The 16,452-nt window shown below is 67.1% G+C and carries 19 protein-coding genes; 11 read left to right on the top strand and 8 right to left on the bottom strand.

Annotation, left to right across the window (positions count from 1 at the left end; all coding sequences use genetic code 11):
- A complete protein-coding gene (locus tag ACSQ8Y_RS06340) occupies positions 1-2,052 on the bottom strand; it encodes a TonB-dependent receptor plug domain-containing protein (RefSeq protein WP_436265606.1) in 2,052 nt (683 codons plus the stop codon).
- Between the two features lie 108 nt (positions 2,053-2,160).
- Positions 2,161-2,820: a GntR family transcriptional regulator gene (locus ACSQ8Y_RS06335; RefSeq protein ID WP_436265605.1), complete on the bottom strand. Its 660-nt coding sequence runs from the start codon at positions 2,818-2,820 to the stop codon at positions 2,161-2,163.
- A 132-nt stretch (positions 2,821-2,952) separates the two neighbouring features.
- On the opposite strand from ACSQ8Y_RS06335, the gene ACSQ8Y_RS06330 reads away from it, so the two are divergent.
- From ACSQ8Y_RS06330 to ACSQ8Y_RS06285, 10 genes are all read left to right on the top strand, one after another.
- Positions 2,953-3,969: a TRAP transporter substrate-binding protein gene (locus ACSQ8Y_RS06330; RefSeq protein ID WP_436265604.1), complete on the top strand. Its 1,017-nt coding sequence runs from the start codon at positions 2,953-2,955 to the stop codon at positions 3,967-3,969.
- Complete coding sequence (locus ACSQ8Y_RS06325; RefSeq protein ID WP_436265603.1) at positions 3,966-4,532, top strand: TRAP transporter small permease; 567 nt, start codon at positions 3,966-3,968, stop codon at positions 4,530-4,532. The genes ACSQ8Y_RS06330 and ACSQ8Y_RS06325 overlap by 4 nt, the downstream gene beginning before the upstream one ends.
- The gene (locus ACSQ8Y_RS06320) at positions 4,529-5,878 is read left to right on the top strand and encodes a TRAP transporter large permease (protein ID WP_436265602.1); all 1,350 of its coding nucleotides are present in this window, start codon (positions 4,529-4,531) and stop codon (positions 5,876-5,878) included. Before ACSQ8Y_RS06325 ends, ACSQ8Y_RS06320 begins: the two co-directional genes overlap by 4 nt.
- Complete coding sequence (gene mdcA, locus ACSQ8Y_RS06315; protein ID WP_436265601.1) at positions 5,875-7,542, top strand: malonate decarboxylase subunit alpha; 1,668 nt, start codon at positions 5,875-5,877, stop codon at positions 7,540-7,542. Before ACSQ8Y_RS06320 ends, mdcA begins: the two co-directional genes overlap by 4 nt.
- A gap of 114 nt (positions 7,543-7,656) precedes the next feature.
- Entirely contained in the window at positions 7,657-7,971 is a 315-nt protein-coding gene (gene mdcC / locus ACSQ8Y_RS06310; protein WP_436265600.1) for a malonate decarboxylase acyl carrier protein, read from the top strand.
- Positions 7,968-8,861 (top strand): biotin-independent malonate decarboxylase subunit beta, encoded by an 894-nt coding sequence (locus tag ACSQ8Y_RS06305; protein ID WP_436265599.1) that lies wholly within the window; start codon positions 7,968-7,970, stop codon positions 8,859-8,861. Before mdcC ends, ACSQ8Y_RS06305 begins: the two co-directional genes overlap by 4 nt.
- Positions 8,861-9,637 (top strand): biotin-independent malonate decarboxylase subunit gamma, encoded by a 777-nt coding sequence (gene mdcE / locus ACSQ8Y_RS06300; RefSeq protein ID WP_436269766.1) that lies wholly within the window; start codon positions 8,861-8,863, stop codon positions 9,635-9,637. Before ACSQ8Y_RS06305 ends, mdcE begins: the two co-directional genes overlap by 1 nt.
- Positions 9,621-10,274, top strand: coding sequence for a malonate decarboxylase holo-[acyl-carrier-protein] synthase (gene mdcG / locus ACSQ8Y_RS06295; protein ID WP_436265598.1), 654 nt, complete (start codon positions 9,621-9,623; stop codon positions 10,272-10,274). Before mdcE ends, mdcG begins: the two co-directional genes overlap by 17 nt.
- Positions 10,271-11,203, top strand: a complete 933-nt coding sequence (locus tag ACSQ8Y_RS06290) for a triphosphoribosyl-dephospho-CoA synthase (RefSeq protein WP_436265597.1) — start codon at positions 10,271-10,273, stop codon at positions 11,201-11,203. The genes mdcG and ACSQ8Y_RS06290 overlap by 4 nt, the downstream gene beginning before the upstream one ends.
- Positions 11,200-12,192 (top strand): ACP S-malonyltransferase, encoded by a 993-nt coding sequence (locus ACSQ8Y_RS06285; RefSeq protein WP_436265596.1) that lies wholly within the window; start codon positions 11,200-11,202, stop codon positions 12,190-12,192. The genes ACSQ8Y_RS06290 and ACSQ8Y_RS06285 overlap by 4 nt, the downstream gene beginning before the upstream one ends.
- A gap of 5 nt (positions 12,193-12,197) precedes the next feature.
- Here the strand turns inward: ACSQ8Y_RS06285 and trxC are convergent, their stop codons facing one another.
- The 3 genes from trxC to ACSQ8Y_RS06270 all read right to left on the bottom strand — a co-directional run bounded on the left by trxC (position 12,198) and on the right by ACSQ8Y_RS06270 (position 13,640).
- Positions 12,198-12,650 (bottom strand): thioredoxin TrxC, encoded by a 453-nt coding sequence (gene trxC / locus ACSQ8Y_RS06280; protein WP_436265595.1) that lies wholly within the window; start codon positions 12,648-12,650, stop codon positions 12,198-12,200.
- 85 nt (positions 12,651-12,735) lie between these two features.
- Entirely contained in the window at positions 12,736-12,984 is a 249-nt protein-coding gene (locus ACSQ8Y_RS06275) for a hypothetical protein (RefSeq protein ID WP_436265594.1), read from the bottom strand.
- Between the two features lie 80 nt (positions 12,985-13,064).
- Positions 13,065-13,640: a phasin family protein gene (locus ACSQ8Y_RS06270; protein WP_436265593.1), complete on the bottom strand. Its 576-nt coding sequence runs from the start codon at positions 13,638-13,640 to the stop codon at positions 13,065-13,067.
- A gap of 307 nt (positions 13,641-13,947) precedes the next feature.
- On the opposite strand from ACSQ8Y_RS06270, the gene ACSQ8Y_RS06265 reads away from it, so the two are divergent.
- A complete protein-coding gene (locus tag ACSQ8Y_RS06265) occupies positions 13,948-14,289 on the top strand; it encodes a zinc ribbon domain-containing protein YjdM (RefSeq protein WP_436265592.1) in 342 nt (113 codons plus the stop codon).
- 28 nt (positions 14,290-14,317) lie between these two features.
- Here ACSQ8Y_RS06265 and ACSQ8Y_RS06260 read toward each other — a convergent pair whose 3' ends face one another.
- From ACSQ8Y_RS06260 to ACSQ8Y_RS06250, 3 genes are read right to left on the bottom strand one after another with little or no spacing between them, the layout of a single operon-like run.
- Entirely contained in the window at positions 14,318-14,674 is a 357-nt protein-coding gene (locus tag ACSQ8Y_RS06260) for a translation initiation factor Sui1 (RefSeq protein ID WP_436269765.1), read from the bottom strand.
- Positions 14,675-14,692: 18 nt separating this feature from the next.
- Complete coding sequence (locus ACSQ8Y_RS06255; protein WP_436265591.1) at positions 14,693-15,364, bottom strand: SOS response-associated peptidase; 672 nt, start codon at positions 15,362-15,364, stop codon at positions 14,693-14,695.
- Positions 15,365-15,387: 23 nt separating this feature from the next.
- Positions 15,388-16,398, bottom strand: a complete 1,011-nt coding sequence (locus ACSQ8Y_RS06250; RefSeq protein ID WP_436265590.1) for an alpha/beta fold hydrolase — start codon at positions 16,396-16,398, stop codon at positions 15,388-15,390.
- Between the last annotated feature and the right edge of the window lie 54 nt (positions 16,399-16,452).

Below are 16,452 nucleotides of genomic sequence, written 5' to 3'. Positions count from 1 at the left end.
TCAGAATCCGAACACCAGTTTGACCGCCAGCGTGCGGCTCTGGCGCTCCAGCGCCTCCTGCACGAACGCCGGGCCGGCGGGGTCGGCGTAGCGCGCGTCGAAAGCGTTGTACAGCGCCAGCGACACTTCGGTGCGCGGCAGCAGCCGGGTGCTGCTCGCGGTCAGGTTGCTCACGCAGTGGCCTCCCGTGTAGGCGTGTTCGGTGCGCCGTGCCGACACGCATTGCAGCTCGGCCGCCACGCGCGCCCGCAGCGCCGGCACCGGCACCGCCGCGTTGAACTTGGCCAGGCGGCGCGGGGAGTTGACCGGCTGTACCTTGCCGCCGTCGTCCGAATGCTGCACGGCCAAGCTGGCGCGCAGGCGCAGGCCGCGCTCGAACTGGCGCTCGTATGCCGCCTCCGCCCCCATGGCGGTGGCGTGATCGACGTTGGCGAACACCAGCACGCCGCTGCCGGCTTCCAGTTCCTGCGTAATCAGGCCGCGCATGCGGTAGCGGAACAGGGACAGGCGCGCCATGCTGGACGCGTCCAGGCGCCGCTCGAATATCAGTTCGCGCGTGCTGATTTTCTCCGCCGACAGCCCGGGACTGGCTTGCTGCACGCCCGCCACCGCGTAGTACTGCTCGTACGCGTTGGGCACCCGATAGGCCGTGCCGTAAATGAGCTTGACGGTGTCGGCCGGGTCGACCTGGGCCATCAGCGCCACGCGCGGACTGAACTGCCCGCCGACATTGCTGTCCGAGTCGTAGCGCAAGCCGGCATTGAGCAGCAGGCCCGGCGACAGCCGCCACTCGTCTTCCAGGAATACGCCGCTGCGGTCGCCCTTGCGGCGGTCTTCCAGCAACTGTTCGTAGGGGCCGAGGTTGAAATTGAACTGGTCGCGGCGCGCATTGCGCTGCACTTCCCCGCCGGCCACGATCTTGTGGTCCTGGAAGCGCGTCAGCGTCAGGTGCGCGCTGAGGCCGTACCACATCGCATGGTCGCCATCGACATTGATGCGCATGATGTCCGCCGCGTCAGGATAGCTGCCGACGCCCAGGTAGTCGGCCCGGCCCCAATAGGCCATGGCGGCCAGTTCCACGCCGTCGTACAGCTGGCCGGCATAAGCCGCCTTGGCGATGGCCTGGGCGTCGCGTGTGTAGTTGGGGGCGTTGAACTGCGCGCCGAAAGAGCCGGTCGGCACGCCTTTGACGCGGTCCGCGTAGGCCGCCGACAGCGACCAGCCGCCGCGTGCGGCCTTGGCGAACACACGCTTCACGCGGTCGTCATCGAGGCCGCGCGCAACACCGTCGTGCACGCCCGGCTGCTCGTATTCGGCGTAGTATAAATCCTGCCCGTCGCGCCGCTGGCTGCTGGCAGCGAGCAGCCAGTCGGTGCCATCCTGGCTGTGCCAGCCGTAGCTGAAGCGCGCGCCCCGCTCGCCGTAGCTGCCCGCCGTCGCCGCCGCCTGCGCGCCCGCCATGGCGCTGCCGGCCTTGGTGATGACATTGATCACGCCGAACAGCGCATTCGAGCCGTACACCGCCGAACCGGGGCCGGGCACGTATTCGATGCGCTCCACCAGGTCCATGTCCAGCAGCCCTTCGCTGCCGATGCTGGCCTGGTCGTAGACGCTGTCGTTGTTGCGCACGCCGTCCACCAGCAGCAGGAAGCGGCTGTCGTAGTCACCTGGCCTCAGGAAGCCGCGCGCGCCGAGGTAGGAATAGTTGCGGTCGTTGGTCACGTACAGCCCGGGCAGCGAGGCCAGGGCGTCGGCCAGCGTGCGCCAGCCGAAGTCGCGGATGTCCTGCGCGGTCAGCACCACCACCGCCGACGGCGCCTCGGCGATCGACTGCTGGAAGCGCGACGCGGAGGTCACCACTTGCAATGCCATCAACTGTTCAAGCGGCAAGGAGGCCAGCTCTTCGCTGCTGCTATCGAGCGTGGCTTGCCCTGGCTCGGGCGCGGACACGGGCGCGGCCATGCCCGCTGCCCACGCGGGCAGCGTACCGACGGCCAAAAGGAAAGCGAAACGCCAAGGGGCGGCTAGCGCGGGGGAGATCGACGCGATCATTAATTGTTCTAATAAAGTGACTCAGGCCGGACAGCCGCGAAACAGCTCAAATAGTACCGCTTACGGCCCGGCAAGGCCAACTAAGTGTTGCTTTACAGCACAAAGCGCTCAGGCAGCCCGGCCCAGCTGCGGCAGCGAGGCCATCAGGTCCGAGAAGCGCTGCCCCTGGATCATGACGTGCTCGCGCAACAGGTTGGCGGCCTGGTCGCCGTCGCCGTCCAGGATGGCCTGCACCACGCCGTCGTGCTCGGCGTACGAGTTGGACAGGCGGTTGCGCACGCGCAGCTGCAGGCGCCGGTAGGGGCGCAGGCGCCGGTACAGGCTGCGCGCCTGCTCGATCAGGAACTGGTTGTGGCTGCCCGCGTAGATGGCCTCGTGGAAGGCTTCGTTCTTGTAGTAGTAGTCGTCCGGCTCGTGCGCGTCGAGCGCCTCCTTGCAGGCCTGGTGCGCGGCCAGCAGCGTGGCCTGTTCTTCCGCCGTCATGCGGCGTGCGGCGAGACGGCCGCAGCTTGCCTCCAGCTCGGACATCACTTCAAACATTTCCACCAGCTGCTGCGGCCCCAGGTCGGCGACGATGGCGCCGCGCCGTGGCCGTATCACCACCACGCCCATGGAGCCGAGCTGGATCAGCGCCTCCCGGATCGGCGTGCGCGACACGTCGAAGCGCGCGGCCAATTCGGTTTCGTCGAGATGCTGGCCGGGCGTGAGCGTGCCCATGGCGATCATTTCCTCTATGGCTTCGCGTAATTCGGCGGATCGGTTTTGCATGGCTGTGGGCGCTTCATGTATGTGAGTCTTCATTATAGATGGCATTTTTATCTTGACAATGTATTCAAGCCATATATTCTTGTATACACAAAAACGGCATCTGCATAATTCACTCACCACCTTGGAGGATGTATGACTGTAATGGACCGCAGGGCGATCCTGGCCGCGATCGCGACCAGCCCGTTCTGGATGCACAGCGCATACGCGCAAGCGACCACCCTGAAAATCTCGCACCAGTTCCCCGGCGGCACCGTGGCCGAGGGCGATTTCCGCGACCGCCTGACCCGCATGTTCGCGGCGGAAGTTGAAAAGCGCAGCAAGGGCGCGCTGAAGTTCGAGATCTACCCCGGTTCGTCGCTGATGAAGACCAACGCCCAGTTCTCCGCCATGCGCAAGGGCGCGCTCGACCTGTCGCTGGTGCCGCTGTCGTACGCGGGCGGCGAGGTGCCGGAGGTGAATATCGGCCTGATGCCCGGCCTGGTCACGTCCTACGAACAGGGCTACAACTGGAAGAACGCCGAAGTGGGCAAGGAGCTGGCACGCATCCTGTACGAGAAAGGCATCGTGGTGGTGAGCTGGATCTGGCAGGCCGGCGGCGTGGCCTCGCGCAGCAAGCCGGTGGTGGAGCCGGAGGATGCCAAGGGCATGAAGATACGCGGCGGTTCGCGCGAGATGGACCTGATCTTGAAAGCGGCCGGCGCCGCCGTGGTATCCCTGCCCTCGAACGAAATCTACGCCGCCATGCAGACCGGCGCGATGGACGCGGCCCTGACCTCCTCCACCTCGCTGATCTCCTTCCGCCTGGAGGAAGTGTCGAAGGCGCTGACCACGGGGCGCGGCAACGCCTACTGGTTCATGTTCGAACCGCTGATGATGTCCAAGGCCATCTTCGACAAGCTGCCGAAGGAGCACCAGGCCACCATCATGACGGTCGGCGCCGAGATGGAGGCCTTCGCGCTGAAGGCCGCGCAGGCGGACGACGCGCACGTGGCGTCCGTCTACCAGAAGGCCGGCGCAAAAGTGGTGGACCTGAACGCGGCCACCGTGAAGCGCTGGCAGGCCATCGCGCGCACCACCGCGTGGAAGGACTACGGCGAGAAGAACGACAACTGCGCCAAGCTGCTCAAGCTGGCCGAGAAGACGCTATGAGCCACGGCTTCGAACTCAATGCGCCGAGCGGGCCGGCCGTGCCGGACAACGCGGCGCTGGCCGGCGCGTCCGGCCTGCTGAATAAGCTGAACAAGGCGCTGCTGGCGGTGTCCATGTGCGCGCTGATCCTCACGGCGCTGATCCTCACCTACTCGGTGGTGTCGCGCTACTTCTTCAACGCGCCCACCGACTGGCAGGACGAAGCGTCGGTGTTCATGCTGGTCGGCGTCACCTTCTCGTGCGCCGCCTATGTGCAGTCCTATCGCGGCCATATCGGCATCGAAGCGCTGGCGGGCCTGCTGCCGGCGCGCGTCAACGCGGTTCGCCTGTTCGTCGTCGATCTGCTGTCCATGCTGTTCTGCGCCTTCTTCTCGTGGAAATCGTGGACGCTGTGGCACGAGGCCTTTGTCGACGGCCAGACCACCACCTCCACCTTCGCGCCGCCGCTGTGGATCCCCTACGGCATGATGGCCCTGGGGATGACGCTGCTCACCCTGCAACTGCTGCTGCAAACCGCGGCGCGCCTGAGCGACCGGCCGGCCGGCCAAGGAAAACCGACATGAGCGAACTCACTCTCGGCGCCCTGTACGGCGCGGTCACCCTGGTGGTGATGTTCTCCGGCATGCCGATCGCGTTCGCGCTCGGCGTGGTGGCCACCGGCTTCATGTACTTCTTCATGCCGCCCTCCTCGCTCGACACGGTGACGCAAAACGTGTACGAGGAGATGGCGTCGATCACGCTGCTGTCCATCCCGCTGTTCATCATGAAGGGCGCCGCCATCGGCAAATCGCCCGCCGGGCGCGACCTGTACGCGGCCATCCACGCCTGGCTGCACAAGGTGCCGGGCGGCCTGGGCATCGCCAACGTGTTCGCCTGCGCGCTGTTCGCGGCGATGGCCGGCTCCTCGCCCGCCACCTGCTCCGCCATCGGTTCGGCCGGCATACCCGAAATGCGCCGGCGCGGCTACTCGCCCGGCTTCGCGGCCGGCATCATCGCAGCCGGCGGCACGCTGGGCATTTTGCTGCCGCCCTCGATCACCATGATCCTGTACGCGGTGGCGGCCGAGCAGTCGCTGGGCCGGCTGTTCCTGGCCGGCATAGGGCCCGGCGTCCTGCTGGTGCTGCTGTTCGCCAGCTACGCCGTATACCGCGCCCGCAAGGAATACCAGCTTGCGCTGGACATCTATCAGAAGGGCGGCGAAAAGGCGGCCAGCCTGAACGACGAACACTACACGCTGTCGCAGAAAGTGGAGATGCTGCCGCGCGTGCTGCCCTTCCTGGTGCTGCTGATCGGCGTGATGGTCGCGCTGTACGGCGGCTTCGCCACGCCGTCCGAGACGGCGGGACTGGGCGCGCTGCTGGCCATGGTGCTGATCGCCGTCATCTACCGCGTGTGGAAGCCCAAGGACGTGGCGCCCATCCTCGCCTCCACCATCAAGGAATCGACCATGCTGCTCTTGATCATCGGCATGTCGCTGTTCTATTCCTATGTGATGAGCTATCTGCACATCAGCCAGTCGGCCGCCAACTGGGTGGTGGGCATGCATCTGTCCAAGTGGCTGCTGCTGTCGGTCATCCTGGTGATGGTGATCGTGCTGGGCTTCTTCCTGCCGCCGGTGTCCATCATCCTGATGACGGCGCCCATCATCCTGCCGCCGCTGAAGGCGGCCGGCTTCGACCTGATCTGGTTCGGCGTGGTCATGACCGTGGTGATGGAAATGGGCCTGATCCATCCGCCGGTGGGCCTGAACATCTTTGTCATCAAGAACATCGCGCCCGACATACCGCTCAAGGACGTCATCTGGGGCGTCATGCCTTTCGTGGCGCTGATGTTCGTGGCCGTGATCCTGCTGTGCGTCTTCCCCGGCATCGCCACCGGCCTGCCTGACATGATGATGGGAGCCAAATGATGAACGCGCCGCGCGTTTGGGATACCTTGCAACGCAACCGCGCCCAGCGCCTGGAGCGCGCCGCCGCGGCCGTCGGCGCGGACCTGCAAGGCAAGGCGCTGCCGTCAGGGCGCATCGCGGAGTTGCTGCACGCCGTGCTGGAATGCGGCGACCGGGTCTGCATCGAGGGCAACAACCAGAAGCAGGCCGACTTCCTGGCGCAGGCCCTGGCGAAACTGGATCCGGCGCGTGTGAACCACTTGCACATGCTGCAATCTGTGCTGGCCCTGCCCGAACACCTGGACGTGTTCGAGCGCGGCGTGGCGTCGCACCTGGACTTCTCCTTCTCCGGCCCGCAGGCCGGGCGGGTGGCCAAGCTGGTGTCGGCCGGCAAACTGAATATCGGCGCCATCCACACCTACCTGGAGCTCTACAGCCGCTATTTCGTCGACCTGCCGCCGCGCGTCTGCCTGGTGGCGGCGGAGGCGGCGGACCGGCACGGCAATCTGTACACCGGACCGAACACCGAGGACACGCCGCCCATCGTGGAAGCCACCGCTTTCAAGAACGGCATCGTCATTGTGCAGGTGAACCGGATCGTAGACAAGCTGCCGCGCGTGGACATTCCGGGCGACTGGGTCGACTTCGTGGTGCAGTCGCCACGGCCCTACTACATCGAGCCGCTGTTTACGCGCGACCCGGCCCTGATCTCGGAAGTCCAGGTCCTGATGGCGATGATGGCCATCAAGGGCATCTATGCAGAATACGGCGTGCAGCGCCTGAACCACGGCATCGGTTTCGACACCGCCGCCATCGAGCTGCTGCTGCCGACCTACGGCGCCTCGCTGGGCCTGAAGGGCAAGATAGGCCGCCACTGGGCCCTGAATCCCCACCCGGCCCTGATACCGGCCATCGAGGCCGGTTTCGTCGAATCGGTGCACTCCTTCGGCTCGGAGCTGGGCATGGAGGACTATATCCGCGCGCGGCCGGACGTGTTCGCGGTCGGCGCCGACGGTTCCATGCGCAGCAACCGCGCGCTGTGCCAGGCGGCGGGGCATTATGCTTGCGATATGTTCATCGGTTCCACGCTGCAGATCGACTTGCAGGGCAATTCCTCAACCGCCACGCTGGGGCGCATTTCCGGCTTCGGCGGCGCCCCGAACATGGGCGCCGATGCGCGCGGACGGCGGCATGCCAGCCCGGCGTGGCTGAAGGCCGGACAGCAGGCGCGCGAAGGCCGCAACATGATCCCGCGCGGGCAGAAACTGGTGGTGCAGATGGTCGAGACCTTCCGCGAGCACATGCAGCCGGCCTTCGTCGAGCGCCTGGACGCCTGGGCGCTGGCCGAACAGGCGAAGATGGCGATCCCGCCGGTGATGATCTACGGCGACGACGTGACCCATATCCTGACCGAGGAAGGCATCGCCAACCTGCTGCTGTGCCGCAGCGACGAGGAACGCGAGCAGGCGGTGCGGGGCGTGGCGGGCTACACTGCGGTTGGCCTGGGGCGGGACCGGCGCATGGTGGAGAACCTGCGCGACCGGGGCGTGATCCAGCGCGCGGAGGACATCGGCGTCGACAAACGGCTCGCCACGCGCGACCTGCTGGCGGCGCGCAACATGAAGGACCTGGTGCGGGCTTCCGGCGGCTTATACAATCCGCCGCAGCGCTTCAGGAACTGGTAAAACGTGTCATTCCGCATCGGCGGACCGCCGCAGAAGCGGGAATCCACAATGAGTGTCCCGTCAGGCGGTCTATGGATACCCGCCTGCGCGGGAATGACAATGCAGGGAATGCAGATGGAAACTCTACAGTATCGTTTTGAGAACGGCACGCGGCGCCTGCCGCCAACCCCGCAACTGGTCGGCGTGGTCGGCTCCGGCAACCTGGAAGTGCTGATCGAGCCTGCCGCGCTGGACGGCGCCTGCGCCATCGGAGTGCAAACCGCCGCCGTCGGCTTCGGCCCGATCTGGGAGGCGGTGCTGCGCGACTTCCACCAGCGCTGGCCGCTGGCCGACGTGCGCATCGCCATCAACGACGTCGGCGCCACGCCCGCCGTGGTCAGCCTGCGGCTGGACCAGGCGGTGGCATCCATGCTGGGAGAAAACCGATGAGCAGTTACCTGGAAGCGAACGCGCGCGAACGCCTGCGACAACTATTGGACGCGGACAGCTTCGAAGAATTCATCGGCCCGTCCGAGCGCGTCGTCAGCCCCCACCTGGGCCAGTTGAACGCGCCGGTGGCCTTCGACGACGGCGTCGCGGCCGGTCGCGCACTGCTGGGCGGCATGCCGGTGTTCGCAGCGGCGCAGGAAGGCGGCTTCATGGGCGGCGCGGTCGGCGAAGTGCACGGCGCGAAGTTGACCGGCCTGCTGCGCCGCGCACTGGCCGAACGCCCGCGCGCCGTGGTGCTGCTGATTGAATCCGGCGGCGTGCGGCTGCACGAAGCCAACGCCGGCCTGATCGCCGTGGCCGAAGTGATGCGGGCCGTGCTCGATGTGCGCGCGGCCGGCATCCCGGTCATCGCGCTGGTGGGCGGTTCGAACGGGGCCTTTGGCGGCATGGGCATCGTGGCCCGCTGCACCAACGCGGTGGTGATGTCGGAGGAAGCGCGGCTGTCCATGTCCGGCCCGGAGGTGATCGAGACGGCCAACGGCGTGGAGGAATTCGATGCGCGCGACCGGGCACTGGTCTGGCGCACCACCGGCGGCAAACACCGCTACCTGATGGGCGACTGCCAGGCGATCGTGCCGGACACCATCGCCGCCTTCCGCGAGGCCGCCATCGAGGCCATCGCCGCAATAGCCGGCAGCGCGGAGCTGACGCTGGAATCGCTGGAGCGGGAGCAAGCCATGCTGGCCGACCGTATCGCGCGCTACGGCGCCCTGCAAGACCCGGCCGACATCTGGCGCGAACTGGGCATGCCCGACCCGGCCAATATAGCAATGCTGGATGTCGGCCCGTTCATCGCGGCCGCCGCAGGCCACCGCGCAGGAGGGTTATGATGGATAGCAAGACACTGGCAGACGCCCTTTTCCCGCAAGGCCACGGCATCGCCGAACGGGACCAGTTCCTGGCCGGCGAAGCGCAGGTGGAAGGCCGGACGGTGACCGTCATCGGCACCACGGACCACGCTCCCATCGGCATCGAGATCGCGCTGGCGCAAGCGCAGTCCGTGCTGGCGACGGTGCGCGACCATCCTGGCCGCCCCATCGTCCTGCTGGTCGATACCCAGGGCCAGCGCCTGCGCCACCGCGACGAAATGCTGGGCATTAACAGCTATATGGCTCACCTTGGAAAGTGCATCGACCTGGCGCGCCGCCGCGGGCACAAGGTCGTGGCACTGGTATACGACCAGGCCTTGTCGGGCGGTTTCATCACCAGCGGCCTGATGGCCGACGCCTGCTACGCCCTGCCCGCCGCCACCATCCGCGTGATGGGCCTGGCGGCCATGGCGCGCATCACCAAAGTACCGGAGGAGACGCTGGCCGAACTGGCGCGCAGCAATCCCGTGTTTGCGCCCGGGCCGGAAAACTACCTGCGCATGGGCGGCCTGCAGGCGATCTGGGACGGCGACCTCGCCGCGCGGCTGGCCGAGGCGCTGCGCACCGGCACTGCCCCGGGCGAGGAACCGGAGGCAATGCGGAAGGCGTCCCCGGACGCCGGCGCGGCGGTGCTGCCGGACCGGCGCGCCGCCCTTGGCCTCGAACGCGGCGGCCGCAAGCTCGCCCATCCCGTCATTCAAGCTATCCTTGGTGGACATCGTGTACAAGCGCCATGACCTGGTCTGGCTCACCCGCGACGGCTGGCAAGCCGCGCTGGGAGCGCATCCCGAGCACGAAAGCGTGCTGAATTTCTGGCGCAGCGAGGAATGGCCCACCGTCGTCCGGCGCGGCGACACGGACAGCGATCCGGCGCACGAGGTTTGCGTCGGCATCGCCCTGCCGCCGGATGCCGAGGGCGTCAAGCGCCGCATCGCCTTGCGGGTGCCGCTGGAACACGTTGAAAAATGCAGCGCGCCGCTGACGCTGAAAGCGGCCCGCGCGGCGCTGCCCGAACACTGGCGTCGCGGCTACACACGCCTGCAGGAACTGTCGACAGGACTGGACCTGCGCGTCTACGGCTCGCTGGCCTGGCAAGCTGTCACCGGCCTGCCGGCCATCACGGCCACGTCCGACATCGATATCCTGTTCCGCCCCGTCAGCAGCCAGCAGCTGCATGCCGGTCTGGCGCTGCTGGACGAGGCCAGGCACGGCCTCCCGCTGGACGGCGAAGTGATGTTCCCGTCCGGCCAGGCCGTGTCCTGGAAAGAATGGTTGTCAGCCGGGGCGGCGGGTGCGCGCGTGCTGGTCAAGGACATGGAAGGCGTGCGCCTGGCCGCCACCGACAAGCTGCTTGCCACGCTGAGGCCGGCATGAGCATCTGCCGGGTAGCGGCGCAGCTGGCCGTCCGCGCGCTGTACGCGGAGCTGACGCTTTACCCCAAGCCCGGCCTGGTTTCGCTGGTCGACACGGGCAGCCACGACGATATGGACGCGGCCACCTTCATGCGCAGCCTGTTCTCGCTGCGGCACTATTTTGCCGACATCTGCAAGGCCGGCCTGGAGGAGGCGCCGTTCGCGCGCCTGAAACAGCTCGGCGTCGCCGCCGAAGCCCGCATGATGGCAGCGACCCAGGGCATCAACACCCATCGTGGCGCAATCTTCAGTTTGGGACTGTTGTGCGCGGCCCTGGGACGGCATTTCTCGGGGCGCGCCAGTGCTGCGTACGCACGCAGAGGCGCCATGCCGGCTATCAGGTCGTTCGCCGGTGCGGGCGGGTTGCCGGGCCATCTGCCGGCCAAGATCGATCCGCGGTCCTTGCGCAAGGCGCTTACCGAGAACTGGGGCAGCGCGCTGGCGGCGCATGCGCGTGCCGCCGCGGCAGCTGCCGGCGCCTGTGCTTCGCACGGCCGGCGCGCCGCAGCCCTGCACGCCGCCACCGGCGCGCGTGAGGAAGGCGCGCTCGGCTTGCCATCGGTATTCGATGTCGGCCTGCCCGCGCTGCAGGGGACGCTGTCGCGCGGCGGCAGCATGGCCGACGCCCGCATCGATGCCCTGTTCGCGCTGATGGCCCACGTCAGCGACACCAACGTCCTGCATCGCGGCGGCGCGGCTGGCGCGCAGATGGTGCGCGAGCACGCCCAGCGCTTCGTCGCATTGGGCGGCACTCGCCATCCCGCGTGGCGGGAACATGCGCTGGAGTGCCATCGCTTGTTCGTCACGCAAAAACTGTCGCCAGGCGGCGCTGCGGATCTGCTCTCGGCCACTTGCCTGGTGCACGCCTTCGCGACGCACGCGTGGCCATGAGCGCCCGGCTCCTGCTGCTCTGTCCCGGCCAGGGCGGCCAGCATGCGGGCATGTTCGACCTCGCGCGCAGCGATCCTGCGGCCGCCGCGCTACTCGAGCATGGCGGCTCAGGCACGCATGTCGCGCGCGCGCATCCGGCTTGCGAAGGAGACGCCGGCGGGCCGGCGGCCGTAGCGCGGGCCAGATTGGATAAGCCGCCTTTTTCCGAGCCGCCCGCCGCCCTGTTCGCGAACCGCAGCGCCCAGCCACTGATCGTCGCGGCCACGCTGGCCATGTGGCAAGCACTGCGCGACGCCACACCCGCGCCCGCGCTGGTGGCCGGGTACAGCATCGGCGAGCTGGCCGCCTGGAGCGTCGCCGGCGCCATCGCGCCACTCGACGCCATTGAACTGGCGAACACGCGCGCCACCCTGATGGATGCATGCCTGGCGCGGCATCCCGGCCAAGCGCTACTGGCCGTGATGGGACTGCCGCAGCCGCTGTCGGCCGCGCACGCAGCGCGCGCCGGCTTCCACGTCGCCATCGCCATCGGCGAGGACAGTTGCATCCTCGGCGGCCTTGCCGCGCGGACCGGAGATATCGAAGCCGCGCTCACCGCAGCGGGCGCGCGCGTGACGCGACTACCGGTCGAAATCGCTTCCCACACCCCTTATATGGCCGACGCCGTCGTCCCGTTCGCAGGCGCGCTGAGGGCCGCGCGCCTGCAGCCGCCCGTCAGCCCCGTGCTATCCGGCATTAGCGCAGCCCGGCTGGACAGACCAGACCAGGCCGTCGAGCACTTGTCGCGCCAGCTCGGCGAAAAAATCGTATGGGATGAGTGCATGGACGCCTGCGCGGAAGCAGGCATCACGGCCGCCCTCGAACTGGGTCCCGGCGCGGCGCTCTCGCGCATGCTGCAAGCGCGCCATCCCGGCATCGCCTGCCGCTCGGTGGCCGATTTCCGCAGCCTGGACGGCATTCGCGCCTGGCTGCGCAGGCAGACGGACTAGACCGTTTACCGGTTATGCTGCTGCGCCCACGCCACGATGCTGTTGGCGTCCATGGCGCCCGGCTGGCGCGCCACTTCACGTCCATTGCGGAACAGCGCCAGCGTAGGAATGCTGCGGATGGCGTAGCGCGCAGCCATATCCTGCGCCTCCTCGGTGTTCACCTTGACCACGCGGAAATCCGGCTCCAGCCGCCGCGCGGCTTGCTCGTAGGCCGGCGCCATGGAACGGCAGGGACCGCACCACGGCGCCCAGAAATCCACCAGCACCGGCAACTCGCTGCGTTCGATTTGTTTGAGGAAACGTGCACTGGACAAATCCACCGGCTTGCCGCTGAACAGTGCTTTCTGGCATTTACCGCACGTGGGTTCCTGCCCCAGGCGCGTGGCGGGGACGCGGTTGACCGCGTCGCAATGCGGACAGACGATGTGCAGCGTATCGGTTTGGGTAGCGGTATTCATGGCATGCCTTCCTGTCGTACGGATGGCGCCAATGTAGCAGAAATGGCGAAATCGTGGGTGCCGGGTGCCAGGTGACGAGCGCCGCTTAGGAGGCCCCGTCCCCGCCTTCGTTCTTGACTATGCCGCGCACATTCATTGCGGCCAGGCAGGCGTTGAGCACGATCAGTGCCCAAGCGCTATCCTGCCAGCCCCACGCTATCCACAGCGCATTGCTGACAAGGAAAACCCAGAAACCCGCCAGCCGGCGGCGCGCCGACGTCGACGCAACCAGCCAGGCCGCCAGCAACGACGCGGCCATGGCCGGCCACTCCAGCAATTCCAGCCACTCCGACATGCTGCGCTCCTCCCTGGAACCATGCAGGGCAGAGTCTAGCCGGAAGCACCGGGACGCGGAGCGCCGCTGGCCAAGGCGCGTCAGGTTTCCTTGCGGCCCGGCTGCTGTTGCTGCTTGCCAGCGGCGGTCTGGTGAACCGGCGCGCCGGCGACGCGGCTGCCGTCACCGTCGCCCGCCTGCGCGCCATGGCCATTCTGGCCGGCGCGGCTGCCCATCTCGCCTTGCGGGCCGCGCTGGCCGTCGGCGAACTGGTCAAACGTCGCAGCCATGCGGCGCATCGCGTCCTGCTGGCTGCGGACGGTCTTCTCCGTTTCCTCGGTCGCCAGGCGCGTCACTTCCTCGGCCAGCTCCTTGGCCGTGCGGCTGGTTTCGGTGACGTGCTCCTCGGCCACCTTGGCCAGGTCCACTTGGGTGTTGGCGGCAATGCGCGACAGGTGCTGCTGGTAGGCGCGCAGCTTGTCTGCGGTCGGCTGGGCGTGCGACAGGGTGACGTTGAGCGCATCCGTCGGCTTGTCGCTGGTGATCAGTTCGTGGCCGGTCAGCGTGGCTTCCTCGATGATGGTCTGCGCCAGCTGGATGTTCAGATCGCTGTACTGCTGAACGGTACGGAACAAGGAGCGCGACATGTCGTTCAGATAGGAAATTTGAGCTTCCATATGGTGTTTAGCGGCGGGAGTGACAGACTGATTGAAAGAAAACATTGGGTTACCTCTGAAAAAAAAATGGGGTTGTGTTTAGGGTCGCGACACCGGAGTTGCGGTTGCGCGAATTCCCTAGGCTACGTGAGCCCCGGCCGCACCCCATGATCTATATCAAACGTGCGCCTATTGAACTTGAATATCGCGCCGGCCGGAGAAGAGATGGCAAGCGCACCAGGCAAGAGCCCGCAGCTAGCTGGCCGGAGGCGCGCGCTGTTATACTGCGTCCTTTTGCAGGCCGCGCCTGCACACTTCAAGGACTACGATGAGCGCACTACCACCCTGCCCGCAATGCGGCTCCGAACTGACGTACGAGGACGGCACGCAGTACGTCTGCCCCGAATGCGCCCATGAATGGACGGCCGGGGCCGTGGCCGACGCCGAAGACGGCCCGCGCGTCTACCGCGACGCCAGCGGCACCATCTTGCAAGACGGCGACACCGTCACGGTGATCAAGGATCTGAAGCTCAAGGGTGGCGGCGGCACGGTCAAGATGGGCACCAAGGTCAAGAACATCCGCCTGGTCGACAGCGACCACGACATCGACTGCAAAATCGAAGGCTTCGGCAACATGAGCTTGAAGACGGAGTTTGTGAAGAAGGTGTAATGCCTGAAACGCGATGCAAGGCGGTGCGTTATTGGCGCTTGGGGCTGTGCCCGTGCTGCTTCAGCGCCTCCATGATCAGCTCGCAATGGTCGCCTTGGACTTCGATCACGCCGTCCTTGACCGTGCCGCCGGAGCCGCAGGCGGTGCGCAGCCGCTTGCCGAGCGCGGCCAGCGCGTCGCCGTCCAGCGCCAACCCCTTGACCACCGTCACGCACTTGCCGCCCCGCCCCTTGGTCTGGCGCGACACGCGCACCACGCCGTCGCCCACCGGCGCCGCCTTCGCGTTCGCCTTGCAGGCGCAGGCGGCGACCGGCCGCCCACAGTCGGGACACATGCGGCCGGTCTCGGTGGAGTACACGAGACCGCCTTTGGAACTGCTTTTCATCATAGATTTTTTCCAGGTTCAGTCGGCCAGCGGCACGATCAGGTAGTCGCCTTGGTTGCCGGCGCGGTTCAGGTCGGGGCTGACCCGGAACCATTCGAACTCTTCCGGCCCCAGCGCCATCGAACGCGCCAGCAGTTCCGCCTGCCCGGTGCTCAAGGCCGGGTCCAGCCAGGTCGCGGCGTCGGCCGCGTTCAGGCAGACCGGTCGGCGGTCGTGGATGTCGACCATGCCGCCGGACGTGTCGGCCGTGATGAGCACGAAGCCCGACTCGGCCTTGTGCTCCTTGTACGGCCCGAAGTTGGCCAGCGCCAGCATGAAGATGGGTTCGCGGTCCTTGCGGTGGATATGCCAGGGCTGGCGCTGGCCCTTCTCGCCGGTCCACTCGTACCAGCCGTTGGCGGGCACCAGCGCGCGGCCGGTCTCGAGCAGGCGCGCCCAGTAGTTATTGGTGATTTTTTCCAGCCGCGCATTGACCGACACCGGCAGCTTCTGCGCCGCCCACGCCGCGCGGTAGCCCCAGTACAGATCGTCTGCCTGCGGCGTGCCGTCCTGCATGTGCAGGATGGGCCGGTAAGTCCCGGGCGCGGCGTTGTGGGTGGAGCCGGCCTCGCCGCGATAAACGGCATCGGCCCAGCCGAAAGCGCTGAGATAGCGCTGCATGGTGTCATTTTGATCGAATCGTCCGCACATGCGGGCATGATACCAGCACCGCCTCAGAAGCGGTCCACGTCGAGCACCGCCTGGGCGAAGGCCTGCGGCGCTTCCTGCGGCAGGTTGTGGCCGATGCCGCCGCTGACGGTGCGGTGCTCATACTTGCCCGAGAATTTCTTGCGGTAAGCCGGCGGCGGCGGGAACGGCGCGCCGTTGGCGTCGCCCTCCAGCGTGATGGTCGGCACCGCAATCACGGGCGCGGCGGAGAGCCGCTTTTCCAGCGCGTCGTACTGCGCTTCGCCGGGTGCGATGCCCTGGCGCCAGCGGTAGTTATGGACCACGATGGCCACGTGGTCGGGATTATCGAAGGAAGCGGCGCTGCGGTCCAGCGTGGCGGCATCGAACTTCCATTGCGGCGATGCGGTCTCCCAGATGAATTTGGCGAAGTCGCGGGTGTGCCTGGTGTAGCCCGCCACGCCGCGCTCGGTGGCAAAGTAGAACTGATACCACCAGTCGTGCTCGGCCTTCGGCGGCAGGGGCAGCTTGCTCGTTTCAACATTGGTCATCAGGTAGCCGCTCACCGACACCAGCGCCTTGCAGCGCTCCGGCCACAGCGCGGCGATGATGCAGGCGGTGCGCGCGCCCCAGTCGAAACCGGCAACGATGGCTTGCGGGATCTTGAGCGCGTCCATCAAGGCGATAATGTCGAGCGCAACCGCTGATTGCTGGGCGTTGCGGAAGGTCGCCGCGGAGAGAAAGCGGGTGCTGCCGTGGCCGCGCAGATGGGGAATGATCACACGGTAACCAGCTGCGGCAAGGATGGGCGCGGCGTCGGCGAAGGCGTGGATGTCGTAGGGCCAGCCGTGCAGCAGGATGACAGGCTTGCCGTCGGCCGGCCCGGCTTCGGCGTAACCGACGTTGAGCAGGCCGGCGTCGATCTGTTTCAGCTTGCCAAACGATGCGGGCCCGGACTGCGCGCGCGCCGAGCCCATCATGCCGAACTGGGCGGCAGCCAGAGCGAAGGCGCCGGCGCCCAAAACACGACGGCGCTGCTGGTTGGTTTGTTCTGGCATCGATATCTCCTGGCTGGTGGGGTACAGGATCGATATTGATGCCGCAATGTATCG

It is taken from the genome of Pseudoduganella sp. LjRoot289, from assembly GCF_964252925.1.
GTDB lineage: Bacteria > Pseudomonadota > Gammaproteobacteria > Burkholderiales > Burkholderiaceae_D > Rugamonas.
This window is presented reverse-complemented; position numbering and strand designations above follow the sequence as displayed.